Annotated in this window: 21 protein-coding genes, 1 tRNA gene and 1 pseudogene; 14 read left to right on the top strand and 9 right to left on the bottom strand. The window is 72.7% G+C overall.

Annotated features, from left to right (window positions below; genetic code table 11):
- Positions 1–213 precede the first annotated feature (213 nt).
- Both PUR61_RS45270 and PUR61_RS09660 read left to right on the top strand, forming a co-directional pair.
- Positions 214–399, top strand: a pseudogene (locus PUR61_RS45270) (helix-turn-helix transcriptional regulator); the annotation flags it as partial.
- Complete coding sequence (locus tag PUR61_RS09660; protein WP_329877780.1) at positions 400–1,578, top strand: hypothetical protein; 1,179 nt, start codon at positions 400–402, stop codon at positions 1,576–1,578.
- Here the strand turns inward: PUR61_RS09660 and PUR61_RS09655 are convergent.
- The gene (locus PUR61_RS09655) at positions 1,559–3,340 is read right to left on the bottom strand and encodes a S9 family peptidase (protein ID WP_329877778.1); all 1,782 of its coding nucleotides are present in this window, start codon (positions 3,338–3,340) and stop codon (positions 1,559–1,561) included. The genes PUR61_RS09660 and PUR61_RS09655 overlap by 20 nt on opposite strands.
- A 791-nt stretch (positions 3,341–4,131) precedes the next feature.
- Here PUR61_RS09655 and PUR61_RS09650 point away from each other — a divergent pair.
- Together PUR61_RS09650 and PUR61_RS09645 are read left to right on the top strand one after the other, a co-directional pair.
- Positions 4,132–5,343, top strand: coding sequence for a JmjC domain-containing protein (locus tag PUR61_RS09650; RefSeq protein ID WP_329877775.1), 1,212 nt, complete (start codon positions 4,132–4,134; stop codon positions 5,341–5,343).
- Positions 5,277–6,140, top strand: coding sequence for an aldo/keto reductase (locus PUR61_RS09645; protein WP_329877773.1), 864 nt, complete (start codon positions 5,277–5,279; stop codon positions 6,138–6,140). Before PUR61_RS09650 ends, PUR61_RS09645 begins: the two co-directional genes overlap by 67 nt.
- Here the strand turns inward: PUR61_RS09645 and PUR61_RS09640 are convergent.
- Together PUR61_RS09640 and PUR61_RS09635 are read right to left on the bottom strand one after the other, a co-directional pair.
- On the bottom strand, positions 6,128–6,985 hold the full coding sequence (locus PUR61_RS09640; RefSeq protein ID WP_329877771.1) for a hypothetical protein: 858 nt from the start codon (positions 6,983–6,985) through the stop codon (positions 6,128–6,130). The genes PUR61_RS09645 and PUR61_RS09640 overlap by 13 nt on opposite strands.
- Before the next feature lie 202 nt (positions 6,986–7,187).
- Positions 7,188–7,272 (bottom strand) — tRNA-Leu (locus tag PUR61_RS09635).
- A gap of 211 nt (positions 7,273–7,483) precedes the next feature.
- Between PUR61_RS09635 and PUR61_RS09630 the strand changes: the two genes are divergently transcribed.
- The 3 genes from PUR61_RS09630 to PUR61_RS09620 all read left to right on the top strand — a co-directional run bounded on the left by PUR61_RS09630 (position 7,484) and on the right by PUR61_RS09620 (position 10,511).
- On the top strand, positions 7,484–8,869 hold the full coding sequence (locus PUR61_RS09630; protein WP_380362698.1) for a M20/M25/M40 family metallo-hydrolase: 1,386 nt from the start codon (positions 7,484–7,486) through the stop codon (positions 8,867–8,869).
- Positions 8,870–9,152: 283 nt separating this feature from the next.
- Entirely contained in the window at positions 9,153–9,395 is a 243-nt protein-coding gene (locus PUR61_RS09625; RefSeq protein WP_380362713.1) for a chaplin, read from the top strand.
- A gap of 243 nt (positions 9,396–9,638) precedes the next feature.
- The gene (locus PUR61_RS09620) at positions 9,639–10,511 is read left to right on the top strand and encodes a chaplin (RefSeq protein WP_329877765.1); all 873 of its coding nucleotides are present in this window, start codon (positions 9,639–9,641) and stop codon (positions 10,509–10,511) included.
- A 364-nt stretch (positions 10,512–10,875) separates the two neighbouring features.
- On the opposite strand, the gene PUR61_RS09615 is transcribed toward PUR61_RS09620, so the two are convergent.
- On the bottom strand, positions 10,876–11,085 hold the full coding sequence (locus PUR61_RS09615) for a DUF5703 family protein (protein ID WP_329877763.1): 210 nt from the start codon (positions 11,083–11,085) through the stop codon (positions 10,876–10,878).
- Between the two features lie 353 nt (positions 11,086–11,438).
- On the opposite strand from PUR61_RS09615, the gene PUR61_RS09610 reads away from it, so the two are divergent.
- Entirely contained in the window at positions 11,439–12,047 is a 609-nt protein-coding gene (locus tag PUR61_RS09610; RefSeq protein WP_329877761.1) for a hypothetical protein, read from the top strand.
- A 183-nt stretch (positions 12,048–12,230) separates the two neighbouring features.
- Here the strand turns inward: PUR61_RS09610 and PUR61_RS09605 are convergent, their stop codons facing one another.
- From PUR61_RS09605 to PUR61_RS09590, 4 genes are all read right to left on the bottom strand, one after another.
- A complete protein-coding gene (locus PUR61_RS09605; protein ID WP_329877759.1) occupies positions 12,231–12,863 on the bottom strand; it encodes an ester cyclase in 633 nt (210 codons plus the stop codon).
- 77 nt (positions 12,864–12,940) lie between these two features.
- Positions 12,941–13,723 carry an SDR family NAD(P)-dependent oxidoreductase gene (locus tag PUR61_RS09600; RefSeq protein WP_329877757.1) on the bottom strand — a complete coding sequence of 261 codons (783 nt, stop codon included), beginning with the start codon at positions 13,721–13,723 and terminating at the stop codon, positions 12,941–12,943.
- Positions 13,724–14,004: 281 nt separating this feature from the next.
- Positions 14,005–16,362: an ATP-binding domain-containing protein gene (locus PUR61_RS09595; protein ID WP_329877755.1), complete on the bottom strand. Its 2,358-nt coding sequence runs from the start codon at positions 16,360–16,362 to the stop codon at positions 14,005–14,007.
- Between the two features lie 295 nt (positions 16,363–16,657).
- Positions 16,658–17,638 carry an aldo/keto reductase gene (locus tag PUR61_RS09590; protein ID WP_329877753.1) on the bottom strand — a complete coding sequence of 327 codons (981 nt, stop codon included), beginning with the start codon at positions 17,636–17,638 and terminating at the stop codon, positions 16,658–16,660.
- 286 nt (positions 17,639–17,924) lie between these two features.
- Between PUR61_RS09590 and PUR61_RS09585 the strand changes: the two genes are divergently transcribed.
- Positions 17,925–18,971 (top strand): LLM class F420-dependent oxidoreductase, encoded by a 1,047-nt coding sequence (locus PUR61_RS09585; RefSeq protein ID WP_329877751.1) that lies wholly within the window; start codon positions 17,925–17,927, stop codon positions 18,969–18,971.
- Between the two features lie 96 nt (positions 18,972–19,067).
- Here PUR61_RS09585 and PUR61_RS09580 read toward each other — a convergent pair whose 3' ends face one another.
- Positions 19,068–20,060, bottom strand: coding sequence for a magnesium and cobalt transport protein CorA (locus PUR61_RS09580; RefSeq protein ID WP_329877749.1), 993 nt, complete (start codon positions 20,058–20,060; stop codon positions 19,068–19,070).
- 140 nt (positions 20,061–20,200) lie between these two features.
- Here PUR61_RS09580 and PUR61_RS09575 point away from each other — a divergent pair, with 140 nt between their 5' ends.
- The 5 genes from PUR61_RS09575 (at position 20,201) to PUR61_RS09555 (ending at position 24,956) form a co-directional block, all read left to right on the top strand.
- Entirely contained in the window at positions 20,201–20,959 is a 759-nt protein-coding gene (locus PUR61_RS09575) for a histidine phosphatase family protein (protein ID WP_329877747.1), read from the top strand.
- A gap of 209 nt (positions 20,960–21,168) precedes the next feature.
- Positions 21,169–21,732, top strand: coding sequence for a DUF3090 domain-containing protein (locus PUR61_RS09570; protein ID WP_329877745.1), 564 nt, complete (start codon positions 21,169–21,171; stop codon positions 21,730–21,732).
- Between the two features lie 218 nt (positions 21,733–21,950).
- Positions 21,951–22,718 carry an SCO1664 family protein gene (locus PUR61_RS09565; RefSeq protein WP_380361038.1) on the top strand — a complete coding sequence of 256 codons (768 nt, stop codon included), beginning with the start codon at positions 21,951–21,953 and terminating at the stop codon, positions 22,716–22,718.
- Positions 22,719–22,965: 247 nt separating this feature from the next.
- On the top strand, positions 22,966–23,883 hold the full coding sequence (locus tag PUR61_RS09560; RefSeq protein ID WP_329877743.1) for a helix-turn-helix domain-containing protein: 918 nt from the start codon (positions 22,966–22,968) through the stop codon (positions 23,881–23,883).
- Positions 23,884–24,071: 188 nt separating this feature from the next.
- Positions 24,072–24,956 (top strand): dioxygenase family protein, encoded by an 885-nt coding sequence (locus PUR61_RS09555; protein WP_329877741.1) that lies wholly within the window; start codon positions 24,072–24,074, stop codon positions 24,954–24,956.
- Positions 24,957–24,973: the final 17 nt, after the last annotated feature.

Genomic DNA, 24,973 nt, shown 5'->3' with positions numbered 1-24,973 from the left:
CCGGCCCCCCCACGAGCACCACCTGACCGCCGCCGCCGAACTCGATGGCCGCGCTGGCAGAACTCTCGTCACAGGTAGTTGCGGTGGTTCCCGGCGAACCCCTGCCAAGTCGAGGAAATCAGAGCAAACTTGCTGCAGTCGTGCGCTGTCCGTGCGACGAGGCTGCTCCTTGGCTGCGGTGCTGACGGAACGGAGAGGATCGGGAGGTGGCCGATGGTCGTCCGGAGGAGGCCGTCCCTGGCTGCCCAGAGGCAGTTGGTCGGTCACACACAGGAGTCCATCGCAGCCGCCCTCCATGTCGATCGTTCGACGGTTCACCGCTGGGAGAGCGGAAAGGGCGACCCGCGACCGTGGCTTCGGCCACGACTCGCGGCCGAGCTGGGCGTATCCGTACACCGGTTGCACGAACTGCTGGCGTTCGATCAAGGAAGAAGCTTCGAGGCGGACAAGTGCGAGGCGGCTCCGGTTACGGGCATCGTTGGCTCTGCTGAACCGCTTGCGCCCGAGCCGCTCGACGGACAGGCACACCGCGGCGCGGGTGAGCTCTGCCTGGCCGATGGCGACGCCCGAGTAAGGGACTGGGCATCCGGTTTCAGTCCCGAAACGCTGCGTCGGGCGAACGGTCGCCTGTGGTTGACCGGAGACGATGTCACAGCGGCTGACGGCATGCTCGCCATGTTTCGCCAACTCGACCACACGTACGGCGCCGGTCCGTTCGCCGCTCAGGTGACCATCTACATCGACACCGAACTGGCGACGCTGCTCGCCCGCCCCGCTACCGGCGAGGACGTGGTGCACGCCAGAGCCCGCGTGGCCACCGGCCTCTTCGAGCTGGCCGGTTACCAGGCCGTCGATGCCGGAGATCCGAGCCGGGCTCAGGTCTACTACTTGCGGGCGCTGGCCCTGACCAGAGCGACCCACAACCACTCCTACGGGGCCTACCTCGTCGCGGTGAGCCTCGGCCACCTGGCCCTGCACAGCCGTCGGCCGCGCCACGCCTTGCGCTGGGCCGAGTCTGCGGCAGCGGCGGGCACGGCGGCGAGTCCCGCGACGCGGGCAGCCATCTCCGCAGTCCAAGCCCGGGCCCACGCCCGGATGGGACAGGAGCGGGAGGCCACCGCGCTGATCCTGCAGGCGGAGCGGTTGCTCGGTTCGTCCGTCCCTGCGGACGAACCCTCGTGGATCAGGTACTTCACTCCGGCCTATCTGGCGGACGAGGTCGCGCACTGCCTGTACGACCTCGACCGTTCCCAAGCCGCCAGAGGCCACCTGATGGACGCCATCGAGGGCGTGGGGCGGGACAAGGTGCGGCGTCTGGCGATCGACGCTGCCCTGCTCGCCTCGACGTGGCTGCGCACGGGGGACGTCGACCGGGCATGTGCCGCGGGCCGCGATGCCGTGAACTACGCGGCCAGGACGTCGTCAGGGCGCTGCGCCCAGCGCGTCGCCGGCGTTCTGGCGGGGCTCGATTCCCACGCCGACTACGCGCCGGTGGCTGAACTGCGTGAGTACGCGCGCCTCGTCCTACCGGCGGCGGACCGAGTAGCGACGGCGACTGCTACGGCTCGCGGCGCATGAGACTGTCGTAGAAGTCGAGCTCGGCCAGCAACGCGTGCTCCAGGGCTGTCGGCGCGGACAGGTAGTGGCCGACGCCCTCCAGGAGCAAGGCCCGGTGGGGGCGTCCGAGTGTCGCGAGGTCCTTGACGAGTCGGCGTGTGTCGTCGACCGCGGCGATCTCGTCAGCCGTTCCGTGGATCAGCAGGACCGGTATGCGGACAGCCTCCGCGCGGACCGCTCCTGCCGGGCCGCTCAGAATCGCTGCGTGGGGCCGTTGGAAGCGCGGGACGACCTTCTCCCAACGTGCTGGGTCGATGATCGCGGAGGTGGCGGTCGCCGCGGTGAACGGGCCCTGGCGACAGGCGGCCTGCAGGGCGGTGTATCCGCCCGCGCTGGCTCCGGCGATGAAGACGGCGTCTCGCTGCGCCTGACCGGTCTCCAGGAGGTGGCGGGCGACGGTCGCGCAGTCCTCGACGTCGTACTCGCCCCAGTGGCCGTGAAGGGATTGTCGGAAGACCCGGCCCTGGCCGGTGCTGCCACGGTAGGCCACCTCCGCGACGGCGAAGCCGCAGCTGACGAAGAACTGTACGGCCCAGTCAAGGCGTAGGGGGACGTCGTCGGTGGGCCCTGGGTGTACCCGGACGATCAGGGGAGCGGGGAGCCCCCCGTCGGGCTGGTGCAGCAGGAAGCGAATGGAGAGCTCACCCGAGCGGACGGTGCGGATGGTCGGTGGCAGGACTTGCGGTCCAGGGATGCCGCTGATGCCGGGCCCGATAGGCAGCGCCGGACGCTCGCCCGGCAGGCCGAGGTCGATCATGCGCACGGACGGTCGGCTGGCGGGGGTTGATCCGATGAGGAACACGTCGTCGCCGAGAGCAGCGACGTAAGGCTTGATCGAGGTCAGATCGGTGGCATGGCGGATCAGCAGCCCGCCGCGATCAACGCTCACCAGCTCGGTGCCGATGCCGTCGTGAACGGTCAGGACGATCGGCCCGGAGTCGGTGAAGGCGTACGACCGGTACCCGCCCTCCCACGGTGCGGGCGCACAGTCGGCGTCCATCGGCGCAACCGGCTCGATGGTCCCGCCTGTCCAGCGGTAGAGGTTCCACCATCCGGTGCGGTCGGACATGAAATACAGCTGTCCGTCGGGGCCCCAGAGTGGCTGGACCACGGCCTCCCGGTCACTGCCCGCCAGCAATCGGCCCGGGCTCGTCCGGTCGGGCCACGCGGTCAGCATGAGTCGGGTGGAGTCCCACGGCATTCGGTCAGCGGCCCACTCCAGGTACGCGAGCGCCCCATCGTGCAGCTGCGGGGCCGCGAGGAATCCCGTTGAGCTGACGAGCACCCGGACGTCGCCGTCCGGGGTGATCTCGACGATCTGGTCGCCCTCGTCGGTGCCGCGGACGGCGAGCAGGACGTTCGCGGCGTGGTGCAGTTCGCCGTACCGGTAACCGTCGGCCACGGCGACGGCCGGTTCCGGCTCGTTGCCGGACCTGATCCGGTAGACCTTGCTGTCCTCGGCAACCACCCACTGGGTGTCGGCGGCGACCGCGAAGGAGCCGCCGCCGTAGGCATGGAGCCGGCCGCCCACCGACACCCCGGGTGGCGTTCGCGCCCGCGCCGGAGCGCCAGGGCGTGTGCTCATCAGTCGGCGGATGCCGCCCAGGTCGGGATCGGACTGGAGCCACCACAGAGCGCCGTCCGCAGCGAGCAGTTCATCGTGCGACACCTGCTTGCGCGCCACCCACTTCGCCGCGAGCGGCCCGCCGTACTCCCCGCTCATCCGTTCCTCTCGGCCGTCGATGCACCCGGGTTCGAAGGCTACCCCCGCCCGGTGCCACTGCGGAGAAGGGTCTGAGCGTCGCCCCGTCCCCGGCCGACCGTCGAACGCTCGATGGCGGAGGCTCCGGCCGAGGATGCCTGCGCGCATGCCTGCCCATCCAGGTGCTGGAGGAGTCACGTGTCTGCGACGCGTAGGCCGTCACGCGCGAGCGAAGACTCGCTGTCGGCAGAACATGCCAGGCTGCGCGCGGGTTTCCCCCATCTGCGCCACATCGATGCATCAATTCTGCTCTGTGCCGGCCAGGTCGGAGGCGCTTTGCTGGAGATCTGCCGAAGCCTGCCGACTCGACAGGTTGGAAAGCCGGGCCTCGGCCTGCTCCAGGGCGCTCCGCAGGCCGGTGCGTTCCCGGAGAAGGTGAGAGGTCGCAGCGCAGCGCCGGCCAGAGCTGCCCTGCGAGGGGGCCGGTAGCCGGACGCTTCACCCTGGACCACCCGCTGGAAGCCCGGCGGGACCACCCGACATGAGAGGAACCCAACAGTGCCCGAGTACACGCCGCCCCCTACCGGGGACGGCCTTCTGGTGGCCGTGGAACTGCTGGCAAGTGTCCACGACCGACACGACACTGACCGCTCCGATCCTGGCACAGGCGGTTCGGGCGATGGCCCCTGGCCCGACGGCGATGGTCTGAACAATCCGGCCTGACAGGCCGGCGTCCTGGGGCGGAGGGTCCCGTCGACCGACTCGGCACGATCCTCCGCCCCTCACGCTACGCACTCGAAGGAAGAGGGACCGTGAAGCATCGTCTGGTACGTGGTGTCGAGGATGCTCTGGGGTGGGACGGCCCCGGGCTGCTCGGGAAGGAGTTCGCGCGAGGCAGCCTCAGGGACGTCGAACTGGTAGAGCGGATGCTCACGCCCCAAGGGCTTCTTGACATGGTGATGCGCCGCAGCCTGGCGAACCCGCAGTTCCGCTGCTTCCGCGGGGGCGAGGAGCTACACCCCAAAGCCTACCTGAGCCCGCAGATCTCACTCAGGGGACAGAGCATCCCGATGGCGGACATGCGCCGGCTGGGCAATCTCCTTCACGAGGGCGCGACGATCGTCCTGGATCAGGCGAACGTCTTCGACCCGACGATGGAGGTGGCATGTCGGGCCATGCAGTGGTGGTCCCGGGAGAACGTCCAGGTCAACGTCTATCTGACCACCAACGACGCCGCCGGTTTCGATCTGCACTGGGACGACCACGATGTCCTGATCATCCAATTGGCCGGCGAGAAAGACTGGGAGGTGCGTGGAGCATCGCGGCAAGCTCCGCTGTACCGCGATGCCGACCGTAACGACACGCCCAGCGACGAGATCGTCTGGACGGGTGCGATGCAGGCCGGTGACGTCATGCACATTCCGCGCGGTTACTGGCACCGGGCCTCCCGCGTCGGTCGCAGTCAGGGCCGGAGCATGCACATGACGCTCGGTTTCGCGAAGCGAACCGGGGTGAACTGGTTCTCCTGGCTGGCCGATTGGTCCCGCGAGACCGAACTCTTCCGTCGTGATCTCGACCGGTGGGGCGAACCCGGGGAGCGGGCGGCCCAACAGCGGGAGCTGGCCGCTGCTGCCGCACGCGTCATCACCGCAAGGAGCCCGGCCGACTACCTGGCGGTCCGAGAGCGGGAAGCCGTCACACCTCGGCACGTGCCGTTCCTGGAGATCTTCGGGCCGCTGGAGGCCGCGGTGTGCATTACCGACTTTCCGCCGCTGATCGAGGAGAACGGCGACACGGTCGCTGTTCTCGCGGCTGGAAAGAAGCTCACCTTCACCGCCGAGGCGCTGCCTGCTCTGCACGTGCTCCTGAGCGGCCGGCCCGTGAGGCTGGCTGAGGCAGTCCGCGGTGTGGGCGACGAAGTCGGGCTCTTGGCAAGGATTTTGACGGAGGAGGAACTGTGCGCAGGCCTCACCCCCGAGTTGTTCTCGGGCTACACCGGTCTCGTTACGAACGCCGGCTGCTGACGAGCGCCCTGGAACTGGGTATTACGGCGATCGACACGAGCTTCAACTACAGGAATTTCGAGGCCCACAGCAGGCTGGCGAAGATCGGGGGCGACCTCCTTCCACGCTTCGCGCTGTCCACCAAGGTCGGATTCTTTCCGGGCGCGGGCAGGGCAGATCACTCTCTCGACCCGGCCCGGCTGCGGCTCGCCGTCGAGCAGACGAATAGGGACCTCGGGCGACCCCCGGACCTCGTCTTCCTGCACAACCCGGAACACTCACTACGAAAGGCCGTCGATGCGCGCGACGCACTGGCGCAGGCATGCGAGGCCCTGGACGATGCCGCAGGGAAGGGGTTATGTGGATCTTGGGGGATCTCGTCCTGGAATCCCTCCGCGCTGCCGGAACTGGTCGACCCGACGGTGCCGAAGCCGTCCGTACTCATGATTCGTGCCGGCCTGCTGGTCGGGATCGACACGCTGGACGCTGTGGACACCCTCGCCTCCCGGTTGGGTCTGCCAGTTCGTTCGATGTGGGGCATGAGCCCTTTCGGGGGCAACGCCGGCGACCCCGTGTGGGGCAAGATCGACCCCCGTATCTTCATCCAGGACCAGGAGGGGAGATCGCTGTCCCGGCCGCAAGCGGCGTTCCGGTCAGCTTTCAGCCTTCCCCGTGTAGACGCCGTGGCCGTCGGTTCGGACAACCCCGTGCACCTCCACGAACTGCTTGCCGCTTTGGACTGCCCGGTGGATGAGCAGATGGTCCTTCGATACCGGGACCTCCTGCGAGACCGGGCGGCGCGCCGTCAGCCGGCTTGAAGGCGCGCCACGATCCGGGCTGCCGCATGCCGGGCCGGCTCCACCCGGGGATCCTCCGGATGGGCATCCGGTCCGATGATCTTCGAGCAGGCGAACAACATCATCAACCTGCCCTCCCTGTTCTCCAACGCGTGCCCGCGCTCCCGGCGCACGCGGTCGGCCAGCGCCGGGACGGCAAGAGAATTCGCCCACAACGATGCCGAGTCCAGGCCCCGCGGCGCGTTACCCCAGTCCTCCCAGTCGAACAAGCAGAAACGTGGGCCGGTCACGTTCGCCCAGTTCAGGTCCGCGTGGGCGGGCGCCCACTGGGTGACGGTCGTGTCGAAGGTGCCGGGAAAGGTTGCGCGGATGGCTTTGGTGACCACGGCTTGGCCGATGGGCACCGTGTCCGGGGTGGCGATCCGTGTCGTGTGTTGGCCGGCCAACGCGTCCAGCGAGGAGTTCAGTGCTTGCCACCAGGAAGCAGGAAGGCCCGGATCGGTGGCGAGCACGCTGGTGCCGACCGGGTTGCCCGGAAGGAGACTGGTCTCGTCGGCCCGCCACATCGCCGCGTGTGATGCATCCCGCCAAGCCAGCCCGGCGCGCCAGGTCGGCTTGTCGATCGCTGTCAGGGCTGCCGCGCACTCGGTGCCGTTCCAGCCTTGGCCGCCGATTCGGTCGAGTGGGCGCCGTTCGATCCGGACCCAGGTGTCACGGTCCGTCCGCGCCCCGACCGAGCGGCGTTTACGCAGCACCGTGTCGGGTTGCAGGCGCACCCGGAGAGCCTGCTCGACGCGGTCGAGAACCTCGTCGACCGGCTCAACCCGCAGGTCGACAGCGAGGGCCGAAGGAATCGGGAGCGTCATGCGAGTGACCGTAGCAAGGAGGTCGATCCGGGCTCCGGGTTATGAACGAACAGGACCTCGCGCCCCTCGCCGATCGAGGTCACCGGATGTCCGACTCGTCCGAGGGCTCCAGGCATCCCGGGAAACGAAAAGGGCGGATCGAGGAGAACCCCGATCCGCACCTGATCACTGCTACATCATCTCCACCTGGGGAGATGGACTGTGTCCGAGGGGGGACTTGAACCCCCACGCCCGATAAAGGGCACTAGCACCTCAAGCTAGCGCGTCTGCCATTCCGCCACCCGGACGGGGTGTTGTCTTTGCGGCTTCCTTCTGTTCGTCGGCCGCGCTGACAGATGTAACTGTAGCAGTGATCGGCTTGCGGTCCCAAAACGGCTCCGGGTGGGGGAGTGGGGGTTGCGGGGGCGTGTCGGCGTGTTTCGTGGGGGTGGATCCGGGTCGGGGGCTGGGAGAGGATGGGCGGACGTGCTCGTACGGCCCGGGTGCAGGTCCCGGGGAATGGCGCGCTGGGGCGCCGGTGCGGGCCAGAGACGAGGAGTGACCGTGAGCGAGCGGAGCGAGTCGGCGGGGCGGTCGGCGGCGAAGGTGACGGGCGAGTCCGAGGTTGCCGACATCTGCCGTGATCTGATCCGGATCGACACCAGCAACTACGGCGACGGTTCCGGTCCGGGGGAGCGCAAGGCCGCCGAGTACGTGGCCGAGCAGCTCGCCGAGTTCGGTCTCGAACCGCAGATCTTCGAGTCGGCGAAGGGCCGGGCGTCCACCGTCGTCCGGATCGAGGGCGAGGACCGGTCGCGGCCCGGTCTGCTGATCCACGGGCACACGGACGTGGTGCCGGCCAACGCCGCGGACTGGACCTACGACCCGTTCGCCGGGGAGATCGCGGACGGCTGCGTCTGGGGCCGCGGCGCGGTGGACATGAAGGACATGGACGCGATGACCCTGGCGGTCGTCCGGGACCGGCTGCGCACCGGCCGCAAGCCCCCGCGTGACCTGGTGCTGGCCTTCCTCGCCGACGAGGAGGCGGGCGGCACGTACGGCGCCCGGTACCTGGTCGACAAGCACCCGGCGCTGTTCGAGGGCGTGACCGAGGCGATCGGTGAGGTCGGCGGCTTCTCCTTCACGGTCAACGACAAGGCCCGGCTCTACCTGGTGGAGACGGCCGAGAAGGGCATGCACTGGATGCGGCTCACGGTCGACGGCCGGGCCGGGCACGGGTCGATGGAGAACGACGACAACGCGATCACCGAGCTGTGCGAGGCGGTGGCCCGGCTGGGGCGCCACCAGTTCCCGCTGCGGATCACCAAGACCGTCCGGGCCTTCCTGGACGAGCTGTCGGACGCGCTCGGCGTCGAGCTCGACCCGGAGAACATGGACGAGACGCTCCGGGTGCTCGGCGGCATCGCCAAGATGATCGGCACCACGCTGCGCAACACCGCCCAGCCCACCATGCTCGGCGCCGGCTACAAGGTGAACGTGATCCCCGGGCAGGCCACCGCGCACGTGGACGGGCGGTTCCTGCCCGGCTACGAGGAGGAGTTCCTGGCCGAGCTGGACAGCGTGCTGGGTCCGCGTGTGAAGCGCGAGAGCCTGCACTCCGACAAGGCGATCGAGACCAGTTTCGACGGCGCCCTGGTCGAGGCGATGCAGACCGCGCTGCGTGCCGAGGACCCGATCGCCCGGGCCGTGCCGTACTGCCTCTCCGGCGGCACGGACGCCAAGTCGTTCCAGGACCTCGGGATCCGTTGCTTCGGGTTCGCCCCGCTGCAGCTGCCGCCGGAGCTGGACTTCGCCGGCATGTTCCACGGCGTGGACGAGCGGGTGCCGGTGGACGGGCTGAAGTTCGGCGTGCGGGTGCTGGACCGGTTCATCGACGCCTGCTGAGGCGGTTCGCGGAGCCGCCGGACCGCCAGTCGCCCCGGCGGGCGGCTCCGGTCGGGCGACCGGCCCGCCCCCGGATCTCCGGGGGCGGGCCGTTTGTCGTGGCAGGGGTGGGCGGGCCCGTGCCGCACGGAGGGTCGCGCCGGCCGCCGTAAGTCGATTACCTGTTCGTCGTATCACCACTGCGAGTGAATGGGACGCCTGTTCCGTACCCCGTTCGGCCGCACCGTCGTTCACTTCTGTGACGGCCCGGAACCGATGTCCGGGTGTTTTTACAGGAGGAATGATGAAGGTCAAGAAGATTGCCGCCGTTACCGCCGCCACCGGTGGCCTGCTGATCGCCGCCGCCGGTGTCGCCTCCGCGCACGGCGGGGCCGGTGCCCAGGGCGTGGCCGCCGGTTCCCCCGGCGTCGTGTCGGGCAACCAGATCCAGATCCCGGTGCACATCCCGGTCAACCTGTGCGGCAACACCATCAGCGTGATCGGCGTGCTGAACCCCGCGTTCGGCAACCACTGCGTCAACGCCTGAGCCCATACCAGTCGTTGAGTCGGGCCCCCGGTGGCGGTTGCGCCGCGCCGGGGGCGCTTGTCTGCTCGGGCCCGCCCCGTACCTCCCTCATGACATCCCTCGAACGGATGAATAGGGCTGGTTCGGGTCAACCTCCGCGCGGACTTCTTCGTTCTCTCCCATGCAGCCGAAGACCTCTCCGCTCATTCGGAAATTCCGACTTTCGGTAGGTCATCACGTCGTCTCGATACGTCAGGGGAAAATATGAGGAATGCAGCCAAGAAGGGGCTCCTCACGGCCGTGGCCACCGGCAGTGTGCTGGCTTCGACCGCCGGCTACGCCTATGCGAGCGCCGGGGCGGAGGGGGACGCGGTGGGGTCACCGGGCGTGGCCTCCGGCAACTCGGTGCAGGTGCCGGTCCACGTGCCGATCAACGCCTGTGGCAACACGGTCGACGTGATCGGCGTGCTGAACCCGGCGTACGGCAACAACTGCGCCAACGCCTCCGGACGCTCGGGCGCCGGCGGGCACGCCGGTTCGGGCACCGCGGCCTCGGGCACCGCGGCCTCGGGGTCCGGAGCCTCCGGAGTCGCGGCCGGGTCGCCCGGTGTGGTCTCGGGCAACAGCGTCCAGGCCCCCGTGCACATCCCGGTGAACGCCTGCGGCAACTCGGTCGACGTGGTGGGCGCCGCCAACCCCGCCTTCGGCAACGACTGCGCCAACGCGCCCGCCCCGGTGCACACCCCGCCCGCCGTCCCGGAGGAGGACTGCCCGGAGGGCCACAACCCGCACAACCCGCCGCCGCCGGTCACCAGCCAGCCGCCCCCGCCGCCCACCCCGAGCCCGAGTGCCGGCGAGACCACCCCCGGCGTGCCGCGGAACGGCAGCCCGACGCCGTCCGCCCCGTCCGCGAGCAGCAGCCCGAACGCCGGCCCGGGCGTCGCGAGCCCGAGCCGACAGGCGGTGCCCGCCTCCGCGCGCACCGGCAGCCCGTCCGCGGCCCCGGTCGGCTCCACCGACGGCGGCCAGCTGGCCTCGACCGGCGCCGGCGGCACCGAGATGCTCGGCGCGGCAGGCCTCGCGCTGCTGATCGGCGGCGGCGTCCTCTACCGTCGCGCCCGCGCCGGTGCCCGCTGAGTAGCCGCGCCGCCGCACGACCGGTGCGGCGCCCCCGTCCGAGCTCCGCGCACCTGCGGGACGCCCGCGTCGGCTGAGACGCCGCGCGCGGGCAGGCCGGGCCGCCGCGCGTCCGCGACCGTCGAACCTCGGACGGTCGCGGACGCGCGGCGAGGCATGGCAGGAGGACGGCGGGAGGGCGGGGCCGGGGTCCGGCACGGGAGGAGGCCCCGGCGAGAGGGCGGACGGGGAGCCGACGCCGGAGCGGACCGGCCGGAGCGAGCCGGCCGCGGAACAGCGGAAGACCGGCCCGGGGGCAGCCCGGGGGAGTCGGTGAAGAGGTCGGTCGGAGACGGCAACACGCCGTCTCAACAGGTGGAAGCCGTCACCAGCTCCGGACCTGCCGGATGATCCGCCGGCGCAGCAGCACGGTTCGGCTGCCGTCCGGGAACAGGCGAAGCCTGTCCAGTTCCCAGTGTCCGTACTCGGCGTGATCGGTGAGTAGTTGGCGTGCCGCGTTGCGGGACGTCCCGCGAGGCATGCGCAGTGACTGGTACTCGTACTCCGGCTGCCGGACCGGCTGCGGTGGGGTCAAGATTCTCCTCCTGTGGGACACCTGCGGGCAAGCCTACGGCCTGCCTCCGACAACCGGCCCGGGTATTTTCGGCCGCGATGCCCGCTGTCCTCCCGCCGGGTCGGCCGGCGGCCCCCGGCCTGTGACTGACAGTGCATCAGTTCCGTTGCGCCTGTGGTCGGCATACCCCGAACGCGGCTCGTGAAGCGACACCCGTACGGCTCAGCAGGCCCGTCCCGCGCCCCCGGGGGGCGGGCGGACCGCGGGGACAGAAGCACGCGGAACGGACATCACGGGGGAAGTTGCGGTGAAATCGCGGGTGTAGGTGACAACCGCTGTGCGTACCGGCACCGAGGGGAGATAGCGTCTGCACCATGTCTGATGCCGCGCAGCCCACCATTGCCGAGGTACGCGCCGCCGCCGAGGCGGTCAAGGCCGCCATCGACCGTCATCTGGAAGCGGTGTCGACCCCGACCGCAGTGGACGACTCCGCTGTGTCCACCGCCTACGAGCAGCTGGCGACGGCGGCGATCGCGTACGACCAAATCCTGTACGAGGTCTACGACGAGGTCACCCCCTTCGAGGTCCCCGGTGACGAGGGCCCGGGCGGGTACCACGGCCCCGAGCAGCCCGAGGCGATCAGCGTGCTGATCCGCCGCGACTACCACATCGTCGACCCGAAGCGGCTGCGCGCCCAGGCGGAGCGGCTGGACGATTCGCTGACCCCCGGCGGAGGCGCGGACAGTGGTGGGGTGAACGCCGCGATCGGCGTGCTGTTCGGCGAGTTCGAGCCGGACGAGATCGCCGCCCGCAGCGAGGAGTTCGGGCTGGAGGAGGCCGACTCGACGCTCTGGGTGGCCGCGGCCGAGCCGACGGAGCCGGGGGAGTGGCTGCCGGAACCCTTCGAGCACGCGGATCCGCAGCTGCTGATCTGCCGCTTCGACGTCAGCGAGGTCTACGACGACGAGGACCTCGACGACTGACCCGCGCGTCCGGTCCTCGCCCGGTCCGCACCCGCCCCCCGCCCGTCGGCCCGAACACCGGGGCGCGGGCGGGGCGGGCGGGTCGGGCGGGTCGGGGGTGGACCGAGGCAGCCTCCCCGGTACCGACCCCGTGCGCGAGTGACGGGCGCCGAGTGATGCGCGCCGGACCGTCCGTACGGGCGCTCAGCGGGCGGCGGCGCCGAGTTGGGCGAGCAGCGTCCGGTTGTCCTCGATGTGCCAGTCCTCGGTGATCCGGTCGGTCCCGACGTGCTGGATGTCGATCGCGTCGAACTCGACCCGCTGCCCGCGCCCGGCCACGCCGTCGAAGACTCCGGTGAAGTGGCCGCGGAAGACCAGGCGGGCGGTGATCATGTCGCCGGTGATCAGTAGGTCGGCGAGCTCGCAGGTGAGGTCCGGTACCGCCGCGCGGAAGGCGCGGGAGGCGAAGGCGGGGCCCGCCGGGCCCTGCGGGCGGCCGTCCGGGAGGGTGTTGTCCCAAAATCCCCGGTCGACGGCGGCGTCCAGGTGGCGCTGTTCCCCGGTGTTCCAGAAGGTGTAGAGCTGCTGCGCGAGCCGGATCTCCTGGGCGGCCCGGCGCTTGCCGAGCGACCCGTCGACGGTCAGGGCGCGCGGCCGGACGAGCTCCGGCGAGCGGTCCACCAGGCGCCAGGCCCGGTCGGAGGCCGCGCCGGCACCGGAGCCGCGGGCGTCCGCGGAACCCTGGGCGGTGGCAGTGGTGGTACCGAGTGCGACGGTGGCGGCGAGCAGACCGGCGGCGGTGAGGGCGGCGGTGCGGAGACGCTTCGGCGAGCGCATGGTTTCGGACATTCCTCTCGTAGGACGGTGGGCGGCGAACGGAGGCCGGCGGGCGCCGTGAAGGTGCCCCCGGCCGGTCAGAGCTGCCGCAGCGCGCCGCCGTCGACGGCCCACTCGGCGCCGGTGACCTGCCGGGCGAGCGGCGAGACCAGGTAGGCGACCACCCGGGCGACGTCCTCGGGAGTGCCCAGCCGGGCGCTCGGCAGGCGCCGGACCTCGCGGACGAAGTGGTCGACGGCCGCCTCGACGGGCAGCCCGAAGCCCTCGGCGAGCTGCTCGGCGAAGCCGCCGGGCGCGTCCCAGAGCCGGGTTCGGGTCGGGCCGGGGGAGACCACGTTGGAGCGGACGCCGCGCGGGCCGAACTCCACGGCGAGTGACTTGGAGAGCGAGAGCAGGGCGGTCTTGGCAGCCGCGTAGTCCACCAGCGGGCTGTCGGGCAGCCGGGCGGCCTCGCTGGCGAGGTGCACCAGCGAGCCGCCCCCGCGCAGCAGCGCGGGTACGGCGGCGCGGCTCATCCGGACCGCGGAGTGGAAGTTGAGGTCGAAGGTGGCGCGCCACTGCTCGTCGGTGACCTCCAGGAAGCCGGGCCGCGCGTCCAGGCCGCCGGCGTTGTTCACCAAGGCGTCCAGCCGCCCGTGCCGGGCCAGCACCTGCCCGACGACGCGGTCGGCGGCGCCGGGGTCGGTCACGTCGGCGGCCACGGCCTCCACCCGCTCGCCGAGTGCCGGGACGCCCTCCGGCGAGCGGGCGACGCCGACCACGACCGCGCCCTCGGCGGCGAGCAGCCGCACGGTGGCCTCGCCGATCCCGGCGGAGGCGCCGGTGACGACGACCACCTTGTCGGTGAGCTGAAGATCCATGGGCGGCACTCCTCGGTCGGTCCGGGTTCGCCGGGGGGCGGGCTGGCGAACTGCCTCCACCCTCCGCCGAGCTGGTGCCATGCGTCCAAGGCTTGATTTCTACCGGAATGATGACTTGTGCTCATGGACCCCGCCACGGACGGCCGGCGTGCGCCGCCCCCGTCGCGGCCGGACCGGCGGCGGGCGACCAGTGAGGGTGACGGAACGCGACGGGAGGGCCCCTCGTGAACGAGGAGCCCTCCCGTGGGTGCGGCCCGTGGGTGCGGCCGGCGGGGGCCGGGTCAGTACGCCTGGGCGGCGTTCTCGGCCAGGACGGCGCGGAGCCGGGTGGTGCGGGGCGACGCCTGGCGCTCGGTGACCGCCTGGGGGAGCGCCGGGCCGGCGGCGTGGACCACCGAGAGGTGGCGTTCGCCGCGGCCGAAGGCGGTGTAGACCCACTGGCGGGTGAGCGCCGCGGCCGCGTCGTCGGGCAGGACGACCACGGCACCCGGCCAGCGGCGGCCGACCGCCTGGTGGACGGTCAAGGCCCAGCCGTGCCGGAGCCGGGCGGCCTCGGCCGGCGGGACCGTCCGGCGGGCGCCGTCCGTGTACTCCAGGTGCAGGCCGGTGGCGTCACCGTCGACCACCCGGGCCAGGCGGGTGTGGCCGGGGGCGGGAGAGTCGGCCACCCGGTCGCCCGGGTCGAAGCCGCCGAACCGGCCCGGGCCCGGGTTGAGCCTGGCCTTGGCCGCGGCGTTCAGGGCCCGGGTGCCGGCGGTGCCGCCGTGGCCGGGGGTGAGCAGCACCACCTGCTCGGCCGGGATGCCGAGGGCGCGCGGGATGGAGTCGGTGAGCAGCTGGATGGCCCGGTGGACGGCCTCGCCGCCGTCCTTGGCGGTCAGGATGACCACCTCCTTGTCGGGCGCGTCGACCGGCTGGAGCTCGCCGATGCCGATGCCGGAGACCAGCTCGCCGATCGGGCCGAAGTCCGGCGTCCGGGAGGCCACCGCCGGGCAGACCTTGGCGGTGAGCAGGTCGGCGAAGAACCGGCCGGGGCCCGCCGACCAGAGCTGGCCCGGGTCGCCGCTGAGCACCAGCCGGGTGCCGTCGGCCAGCGACTCCAGCAGGGTGGCGGCCAGTTCGACGTCCAGCAGCGGGGCGTCCAGGACGATCAGGACGTCGAGCGCGAGCGAGCCGTCCGGGGAGCGCCCCGGTCCGGCCACGCCGGCCAGGAGTTCGGCCAGGGTGACGACGGGCGCGGTGCCGGGTGCCCCGGTGAGCGCGGCGAAGGCGGTCCGGCCCTGGTCGGTCCAGGTGGCGGCCCAGGCGCGCAGACCGAGGCCGGTGGCGGCGGTCAGCAGGGCGGCGGGTTCGGCGCGGGCGGCCTCGCCGCCGGTGTGCAGGACGAGGGCGCTCTCGGCGGTGGCCCGGATCAGGGCGGTCGCGGAGGAGGACGGGGCTGCGGCGGCGGCCTCCTCCCAGGCGGTCGGACCGGGTGCGAGGGGCGGCTCGGGGAACTCCTCGGAGGACTGGCCGGTGTCGGCGGCCTCTGCGGCGGCCGGGCCCTCCTCGTCGGCCAGGGCCCCGTCGTCCTCGCCGTCGGACGAGTCGTTCGACGAGTCGCCGGACGGCTCCTCCGGCGATCCCTCGGAAGGCTCGGCGGCGGCCTGCTCCCCGCCAGTGTCCCCGTCGGTGTCCCCGCCCGTGTCCTCGCGGGTGTCCTCGTCCGCCGGGTCCTCCCCGGGAACGAAGGTCGACATCAGCCGGACCAGCCCGTCCGCCAGGCTCTCCTCCGCCAGCGCCAGCCGCTCCAGCGTGAGCAGCGTGCGGGTCGGCGGCTCGTCCTCCTCGTCGTCGGCGCCGGTGGTGTGGGCCTCGGCGCCGGTGAGTTCCTCCTGGAAGGGCATCGCCCGGCCGTCGAGTACGGCGGCCTGGACGGCGGCGGCGGAGTCCGGCACGCCGAGGCGGTCGAGTCCGGCCGTGACCTCGCCGATCTCCAGGGCCGAGTGGCCGCGCAGGGCCGCCTGCTCCAGCAGCCAGCCGACCAGCGCCTGGGCGCGGCGCGGGTCGCCGGGACCGGCTTCGGGGCCGAGCAGGCCGCGGGCGAAGCCGTCCGCGTGCTCGGGCCGGACGGCGGGCAGGGTCAGTACCGCCCACGGGTCCCTGCGCAGCTGCTCGGCGGCGCCGTCGCCGAACGCGGCCACGGCGGCCGGTGCCAGGTCGGCCGGGGCGCCGCCTGCGGCGAGCACCTCGGCCGTGTCCCGCAGCGCCTGGTCCCGCTGCTCGTCGGTGACGGGCCCGGCGGCTGCGGTCGCGGCGCTCCCGGGCGCGGGCCGATCGGTCGGAGCCTCGGTGGCGGAAGTCCGGTGAGCGGCGGGGGACCCGGCCGCCGATGTGGTGCCGGTCGCCACGCCACCGTCCCTGCTGCCGCCGCGGTCGCCTCCGCCGGGCCGCCCGACGGCCCGGACCGCCTCGGCCAGCGCCGCCACGGCCGCCGCCTTGTCGGCCTTGCCGGCCTCGTCGTCGGATGCGGGCGCAGAGACGGACGCAGGTGCGGGCGTGGACGAGGGGTCGGGAGAGGGTGCGGGGACGGCGGCGGAGCCGCCGGTGCCCGGGGTCGCCGAAGTATCCTCCGGAGCGCCGTTCTCCGTGTCACTCATCGTTCGCTCCACAAAAGCTCAACTCCACTGCTGGGCACCGGCCGCCCCGTCGTGCGGGCGGTCGGCAGGTTCGGGCCGGCCGCGCGCCGCGCGGGGCGGCCGGGCCGACGATCGGTCGGTTCGGTACAACAGGGTCGGCACATGCCGACGGGCCGTACGGTCCGGTCCGTACGAAACGGCCCGCACGAACCGTACGGACGCCGCAGGCGGTACGGACGGCCACAGGCACTACATCACGTCGTTCGTTACGGGGTCGGGTCCGGTCCGTCGGGTCGCGGGGCGGGGGCGAGCCGTCCTACAGCTCGCTCCACCCCTGGTCGGGGTAGCGGTGGACCGGCGCCGAGATGTCGTCGAGCGCACCGCGGATCTCACTCGGAAGCGTAAGTGCCTCCACCGACAACGACGCCTGCAACTGCGCCACCGTCCGCGCGCCGACCAGCGTGCTCGCCACCCCGGGCCGGTCCCGGACCCACGCCAGCGCCACCGCCAGCGGGCTGCTGCCGAGCCCGTCGGCGGCGGTGGCGACGGCGTCCACGATCCGTCGGGACCGCTCCCCGAGGTACGGCTGCACGAACCCGGTGAGGTACGGCGAGGCGCCGCGCGAGTCCTGCGGGACGCCGTGCCGGTACTTCCCGGTGAGCACGCCGCGCCCGAGCGGGGAGGAGGCGAGCAGGCCGACCCCGCCGTCCTTCGCGGCGGGCACCGCCTCCCGCTCGATCCCGCGCTGGAGCAGCGAGTACTCCAGCTGCGCGCCGGCCAGCGGGACCCGGCCGTGGTGGGCGTTCTGCCAGGTGGCCGCCCTGGCGAGCTGCCAGCCGCTGTAGTCGCAGACCCCGACGTACCGGGCGCGCCCGGAGGCGACGGCGATGTCCAGGGCGCTGAGGGTCTCCTCGACCGGCGTGGCCGGGTCGAAGGCGTGCACCTGCCAGAGGTCGACGTAGTCGGTGCCGAGCCGGCGCAGCGAGGCGTCGAGGGCGGCGAGCAGGTGGCCGCGGGAGCCGTCGAAGCGGCGGCCGGAGGCGGGGACGCTGCCCGCCTTGGTGGCGATGACCAGGTCGGAGCGGGGGATCAGGCTGTCGGTGAGCCGGGAGAGCAGGAACTCGGCGTCGCCGTCGGCGTAGACGTCGGCGGTGTCGACCAGGTTGCCGCCGGCGTCCACGAACTCCTTGAGCTGCTCGGCGGCCGTCTGCTCGTCGGTGTCGCGGCCCCAGGTCATGGTGCCGAGGCCGAGCCGGGAGACCTGCAGCCCGGTGCGGCCGAGGTGACGCTTTTCCATCGGACGGGCCCTCTCACTGGCCGATATCGAGGGGACATCGGGCGGACGTCGGGGGGAGATCTGGGGGAGATCGGGGGGTAAACGCGCAGGTGGGGCATGGCGCCCCCACGTCGGCTGAGCGTAGCGGCCGGTGCCCGGGCAGGTGTGCAGACCCGCAGAACGATCACCGCCCGCCCGGTCGTCCGGGGCGCGGCCCGAATGTGACCCGGGTCACCACTACCGGCCAGTAGCATGGCCGCCGGACGCCCGGTTACCCTCACGGAACACCTGACTGGAAGGCAGTGCCATGCGACTCGGTATCAACCTCGGCTACTGGGGACTCGGCATGGACGCCGACAACGTCGCCGTCGCGCAGGAGGCCGACCGGCTCGGTTACTCGGTCTGCTGGGCGGCCGAGGCGTACGGGTCGGACGCGGCCACCGTGCTGTCGTTCGTCGCGGCCAGGACCGAGCGGATCGACGTCGGCTCGGCCATCTTCCAGATCCCGGCCCGCACCCCGGCGATGACCGCGATGACCGCGGCGACCCTGGACACCCTCTCCGGCGGCCGGTTCCGGCTGGGCCTCGGCGTCTCGGGCCCCCAGGTCTCCGAGGGCTGGTACGGCGTGAAGTTCGACAAGCCGCTGGCCCGCACGCGCGAGTACGTCGAGATCATCCGCAAGGCGATGTCCCGCGAGCGGCTGGTCCACGAGGGCGAGCACTGGACGCTGCCGTTGCCCGGCGGGCCCGGCAAGCCGATCAAGCTCACCGTGCACCCGGTGCGCGAGCACATCCCGCTGTACATCGCCGCGATCGGCCCGAAGAACCTCGAACAGACCGGCGAGATCGCCGACGGCTGGCTGGGCATCTTCTTCGCCCCCGAGCACGCCGCGCTCTCGCTCGACCCGCTGAAGGCCGGCCGGGCCAAGGCGGGCAGGGGGCTGGAGGGCTTCGACCTCTGCCCGACCGTCACCATCGCGGTCGGCGAGGACATCAAGGCGGGCGTCGACTCCCAGCGCTCCTACGCCGCGCTCTACATCGGCGGAATGGGCAGCAAGGAGAAGAACTTCTACAACCAGCTCACGCGCCGCATGGGCTACGAGCAGGCCGCCGACGAGATCCAGGAGCGCTACCTGGCCAAGGACTACGCCGGTGCGGCGGCGGCCGTCCCGCACGACCTGATCGACGCCACCTCGCTGGTCGGCGACACCGCGCGGATCGCCGACCGGATGCAGGCCTACGCGGACGCGGGCGTCACCACGCTGACCCTGGCGCCGTCCGGCTTCACCCTGGACGAGCGGCTCCGGGCGCTGCGCACCGGTGTCGAGGCGCTGGAGCGCGCCGGGCTGGCCTGACCCGCGGGCCCGGAACGGGACCGGAGCAGCGACCGGGGACCGGGGTGGAGGGGCCGGAGCCGGGGACGTGGCGCGAGGGCCCCGCTCCGGCCCGTCTCACAGCCAGCCGTGCCGCTTGAACACCCGGTGCAGCACCAGGCAGACCGTCACCATCACCCCGACCGCGGCCGGGTACCCCCAGGGCTGGCGGAGCTCGGGCATGTCGTCGAAGTTCATGCCGTACACGCCGGCGATCATCGTCGGCACGGCGGCCAGCGCCGCCCAGGCGGAGATCTTCCGCATGTCGTTGTTCTGCTGCACGCTCACCTGCGCCAGGTTGGCGGCGAGGATGTCGGAGAGCAGCCGGTCCATGCCCTCCACCTGGTCGTTGGCCCGGGCCAGGTGGTCGGCGACGTCCCGAAGGTAGGGCAGCGCCTCGGGGCGGACGAACGGGACGCCGCCGCGCTCCAGCCGCAGCATCGGGTCGAGCAGCGGCCCGGTGGCCCGGCGGACGGTCACCAGCTGCCGCTTGTAGCCGTAGATCCGGCTCGCGATGTCGCGGCCGACCCGGCCGGGGGCGAACACGTCGGCCTCCAGCTCGTCGAGGTCCGCCTGGAGCCCGACGGCCACGTCCACGTACCCGTCCACCACCCGGTCGCAGACCGAGTGCAGCACGGCGCTCGGGCCGTACCTGAGCAGCTCGGGCTGCTCCTCCAGCTCGTGGCGCAGCTCGCCGAGCGGGGTGTCCGCACCGTGGCGGACCGTCATCACGAAGTCCTCGCCGACGAAGAGCATCACCTCGCCACTGGTGACGGCGTGGCCGTCGGGGTGGTAGCCGAGCGTCTTGAGGGCCACGAAGAGCGATCCCTGGTAGACCTCCACCTTGGGGCGCTGGTGGGCGCTGACCGCGTCCTCGACCGACAGCGGGTGCAGACCGAACTCGGTGCTGACCTCGTCGAGTTCCTCGGTGGTGGGTTCGAACAGGCCTATCCAGACGAAGCCGCCCCGGCCTGCCGCCCGCGCGGCGGCGAGGGAGCCGGCGGGGTCCGCGGGCGTCGCGACCGGGCGGCCGTCCCGGTAGATGGCGCAGTGGACGATCATGCGGGTCATTGTCGCCCCTGGGGCGCCCCGGGGGGTACCTGCCGCGACCGGCGGCGCGGGCCGTCGGCCGGGCCCGGCGCGATCCTCACCCCGGTCCGGCAAGATCCTTTCGGCCCCGCGGGGAGCCGGGAAGCCGTAGGGTGGGCCCCATGCCGACCCTGCTGCTCGTCCGCCACGGCCGCTCCACCGCGAACACCGCCGGAATCCTGGCCGGTTGGACCCCGGGGGTGGACCTCGACGACACCGGGCGCGAGCAGGCGGCCGCGCTGGCCGGCCGACTCGCCGGGATCCCGCTGGTCCAGGCGGTCAGCAGCCCCCTGGAGCGGTGCCGGCAGACCCTGGAGCCGCTGCTCGCGGTCCGGCCCGAGCTGGCCGGTCCCGAGAGGGGCGGTTCCGCACCGGGTGAGCCCGCCCTCGACGAGCGGCTCGGCGAGTGCCACTACGGCGACTGGACCGGCAGGCCGCTCGCGGAGCTGGCGAAGGAGCCGCTCTGGCGCACCGTCCAGGACCACGCGGCGGCGGCGGCGTTCCCCGGCGGGGAGTCGCTGCGTGAACTGAGCCACCGGACGGTCGGCGCGGTCCGCGAGTGGAACGAGAAGGTCGCGGCCGAGCACGGCGAGGACGCGGTCTGGATCGCCTGCTCGCACGGCGACGTGATCAAGGCGGTGGTGGCCGACGCGCTCGGTCTGCACCTCGACCACTTCCAGCGGATCAACGTCGACCCCTGTTCGGTGACCGCGATCCGCTACACCGCGCGGCGCCCCTTCGTGCTGAGGATGGGTGACTCCGGCGACCTCACCTCGCTGGCCCCGAGGCCGGCCGGCCGGCCGGGGGGTCCGGGGGCGCCCGACGGCGACCCGGCGTCGAGCGGGGACGCCGTGGTCGGCGGCTCCACCGGGACGGCCTGAGCACCACCGCACGGCCCGGGGCCGCGCCGGACAGCCCGTCGCGGCGAACCTCCGCCCGCGGTGCCCTGTTCGCGGGCCTCCCCGCCCGGGGCTCGGCTCCCCGGCGCGGCCCGGGAGGTCGTAGGGTGACCATGAGTCCCCCGGACCCCGGCCGACCCCCATATCCCCGAACGATCCCTACGACGATCGAGACGATCCGGAGCGAGAGCGTGCCCCGTCAGGTCTACTTCTACGACCAGCCCGAACGGTTCGTGGCCGGCACCGTCGGCCAGCCCGGCGCCCGGGCGTTCTACCTCCAGGCGAGCGCCCGGGGGCGGATCACCAGCGTGCTGCTGGAGAAGACCCAGGTGACCGCGCTCGCCGAGCGGATCGAGGAGGTCCTCGACGAGGCGCTGCGCCGCAGCGGCGGATCGGCGTCCATCCCGCCGACCGCCCCGCAGGACCTGCTCGACACCGCGCCGCTGGACCTGCCGCTGGAGCAGGAGTTCCGGGTCGGCACGATGGCGCTGGCGTGGGACACCGTGGACAGCTGTCTGGTGGTCGAGGCGCAGGCCCTGGTCGAGGACGAGGAGGAGGAGGGCGCCGCCGTCTTCGAGGACGACGAGAACGGCCCGGACATGCTCCGGGTGCGGCTCTCCGGCGCGATGGCCCGGGTGTTCGCCAAGCGGGCGCTGGACCTGGTGGCGGCCGGTCGCAAGCCCTGCCCGTTCTGCAACCTGCCGCTCGACCCGGAGGGCCACCTGTGCCCGCGCGCGAACGGCTACCGGCGCTGAACACCGGGACCCCGCCCCGGGCCGAGGGCCCCGACGCCGCCGGGCCCGCGACCGCCGCGCCGGACGCCCCCGGGCCCGGAACGGCCACCGACGGCGACACGGCCACCGGCAGTGGCACGGCCACCGACGGCGACACGGGCGCCGACACCGTCGAGGCGCCCCGGGCCGACCCGGCCGCCGCCGCCGCGCTCGCCGCCGACCCGTCCACCGCGCTGCGCCTGCTCCGCGAGGGCACGCTGACCGTCCACGGGCGGCTCACCGACGCCTCCAACGCCGCGCTCTACTGCACCGTCGCGCTGGACGACCGCACCGCCCAGGCGGTCTACAAACCGGTGGCCGGCGAACGTCCGCTGTGGGACTTCCCGGACGGCACCCTGGCCGGCCGCGAGATCGCCGCGTACGAGGTGTCGGCCGCCACCGGTTGGGCGCTGATCCCGCCGACCGTGCTGCGCGAGGGCCCGCACGGGCCGGGCATGGTGCAGCTCTGGGTGGAGCCGGACCCGGACGCCGAGCCGCTGCTCGCACTCCAGGACCCGCGCGGCGCGGAGGCGGGCTGGTTGCCGATCGTCCGGGCCGAGGTGGGCGGCGGGCGCACCGCCCTGCTGGTGCACCCCGACGACGAGCGGCTGCGGCGGCTCGCGGTGCTGGACGCCGTGCTCAACAACGCGGACCGCAAGGGCGGCCACCTGATCCCGGCCGCCGACGGCCGGATCTACGGCATCGACCACGGCGTCACCTTCAACACCGAGGGCAAGCTGCGCACCCTGCTCTGGGGCTGGGCCGGGCAGCCGCTGCCCGCCGAGTCCGCGGAGGTGCTGGCCGGACTGGCCGAGGAGTTGGACGGCGCGCTGGGGGCGCGGCTGGCGCCGCACCTGACCGTCGCCGAACTGGACGCCACCCGGGCGCGGGTGGCGGCGCTGCGCGTCACCGGGGCCCACCCGCTGCCGTCCGACGACTGGCCGTCCATCCCGTGGCCGCCGATCTGACCCGGGCCCACCCGGGCGGGGAGCACTCCGTCCGGCCGTGCAGCCCGGCCCGCAGCGCCCTGCCGTAGGACCCGGCCGTAGAACCCTGCGGTGGGGCCCGGCCGCAGGATCCGGCCCGTAGCGCCCGGCCCGTCGCGACACCACCGTGTCCGAACCACCCGGCCGTGGCCGTGCCTGCGCGTCCGGCGGGCCTCCGCAGCCGGAAGTGGTCTGGACCGGTATGCCGGACCGGCCGCACACTGCGACGATGGACGAGCGACGGACCACCCCCCACCTGGACCTGCCGCTGCACCGCTTACAGGTCCCGTTGCCGCATCTGCTCCCCTTCGCGATCGGCAGTTTCGACACCATCGGCCCGCTCTCCCGCGCGGGCTTCCCCCACCGGCACTCCTTCTACGAGATCGTGTACGTCACCGGCGGACGCGGCGCCCACGTCCTCGACCTGGCCCACCGATCGCTGCAACCACCGCAGTTGTGCGTGATCGCGCCCGGCCAGGTGCACTACTGGGCGGACGCGGACGACCTCACCGGGCAGGTGGTCCTCTTCAACGAGGACTTCCTGCTCGCCCACCCCCAGGACCTCGCCGCGCTGCGCACCCTGGCGGCCCGTCCGGCCGTGCGGCTGGGCGAACAGGCCGGCCCGATCGCCGCGCTGCTGGCCGACATGGAGGAGGAGTTCCGGGCCCGGCCGACCGGCTACCCGGGTGTCCTGCGGGCCAGTCTGCACATTCTCATCGTCCGTGCGCTGCGGGCCTGTTCGCCGGCCGGGCCGGGGGCGTCCCCCGGTCGCACCGGCGATCTGGCCACCGCCTTCACCCGGCTGGTCGCGACCTCGGGCGGGGTGCAGCGTTCGGTCGCCTCCTGCGCCCACGAGCTGGGCGTCTCGGTGAGCCACCTGCAGGCCATGGTCAAACAGGCGACCGGCCGGACGCCGGGCCGGCTGATCCGCCAGCAGCAGACCCTGGAGGCGAAACGCCTGCTGGCCTGTACGGAACTGACGGTCCGCCAGGTCTCCAGGGAGGCCGGGTTCGGTGATCCGGCGTACTTCTGCCGGTTCTTCCGCCGGGAGACCGGGATGACGCCGGGGGAGTTCCGTACCCGGGTCGGAGGAAATCACCACGATCCCCGGATCAGGTCCATCGCGGCGGCTCCGGACGGCCCGTAGTTTGACTGCTGGCCACCGGCGGCCCGCCCGGCGCGAGCGGGTCGGTCGCCGGCCGGGTCCTTGTCATGCCCCCACCATGGCAAGGGCCGCCCCCAGACCGCCCCCCACGGGCTCCGGTGCGGGTCCCCGCACCGTCCCCTACCCCTGGTACGAACGATCCCCCACACTCACACCGAAGGAGTCGGCGCATGCCCGCGTCCGAAGAGCCCACCACCGGGACGGACGGTCCGATCGACCGCCGGATCAGCCGCAAGACCGTCCTGAGGGCCGCCGCCGTGCTCGGCACCGCACCGCTGCTGGTCGGCGGTGGCGTCGCACTGGCCCGTGACCGGGTCGGCACCGGCGAGACCCCCGATTTCACCCCGGCCTGCCACGACGGCGACGCTCCCACCATCGAGCAGACCGAAGGCCCGTACTTCAAGCCCAACTCCCCGCTGCGCAGCTCGCTGATCACCAGCAGCACGCCGGGCACCCGGCTCACCGTCAGCGGCTTCGTCTTCGGCCGCGCGTGCCTGCCGATCTCCGGTGTACTGCTGGACTTCTGGCAGGCCGACGTCAACGGCGCCTACGACAACGTCGGCTTCAACTTCCGCGGCCACCAGTTCACCGACGCCAAGGGCGCGTTCAGCCTGACCACGATCGTGCCCGGCCTCTACCCGGGCCGCACCCGGCACATCCACGTCAAGCTCCAGGCGCCCGGCCGGCCGGTGCTCACCACCCAGCTCTACTTCCCGAACGAGCCGCGCAACAGCACCGACACCATCTACGACGCGCGGTTGCTGATGAACGTCCGCCAGGTCGGGTCGGCGAAGGAGGGCACGTACGACTTCGTCCTCAACGTGCCGCAGACGCCCAACCCGACCCAGACCCCCACCCAGACGCCCACCCAGACCCCGACCTCGACCCCGACGTCGACCCCCACGGGCGGGACCACGACGTGGACCGTGGGCACCTCCTACAACGCGGGCGACCGCGTCACCTATGCCGGCGTCTCCTACCGCTGCCTCCAGGGGCACACAGCCTTCCCGGGCTGGGAGCCGCCGAACGTTCCGGCCCTCTGGCAGCGGCTGTAGCGGCTCCGGCCGTATCA

Source organism: Streptomyces sp. BE20 (assembly GCF_036322525.1).
In the GTDB taxonomy this organism is placed as follows: Bacteria; Actinomycetota; Actinomycetes; order Streptomycetales; family Streptomycetaceae; genus Kitasatospora.
This window is presented reverse-complemented; position numbering and strand designations above follow the sequence as displayed.